We start from the raw sequence: 431 nt of genomic DNA, 5'->3' as shown, positions 1-431 counted from the left end.
GTCCAGCACGCCGGAGTCCTTACGGCACTCCACACCGCGCGTCTGCTCCTCGAGGTCCCGCACGGTGAAACGCCGCTTCGCCGCGTTCCGGCTCATGCGACGCCCGGCGCCGTGGGAGGCCGAGTTGAAGGCCTTTTCGTTGCCGAGCCCCTTCACGATGTAGGAACTCGTCCCCATCGACCCGGGGATGATCCCGTACTCGCCGGAGCCCGCGCGGATCGCTCCCTTGCGGGTGACGAGCAGGTCCATCCCCTCGTAGCGCTCCTCGGCCACGTAGTTGTGGTGACAGGAGATCTCCTGCTCGAAGACCGGCTTCGCCTTCTTGAGCTCCTTGCGGACGACGTCCTTGAGGAGCCCCATCATGACCGCGCGGTTGTACTTCGCGTACTCCTGCGCCCAGTACAGGTCGGTCCGGTACGCCGCCATCTGAG

1 protein-coding gene is annotated in these 431 nt (G+C 66.1%); it reads right to left on the bottom strand.

The annotated features are described in order from the left end of the window. On the bottom strand, positions 1-431 hold a 431-nt coding region (locus LPA54_RS39560; RefSeq protein ID WP_228985231.1), incomplete at both ends, for an RtcB family protein.

Source organism: Streptomyces sp. DH12 (genome assembly GCF_020873895.1).
GTDB lineage: Bacteria > Actinomycetota > Actinomycetes > Streptomycetales > Streptomycetaceae > Streptomyces.
Note: the sequence above shows the minus strand (reverse complement) of the source record. Positions and strands in the feature narration are given on the sequence as shown.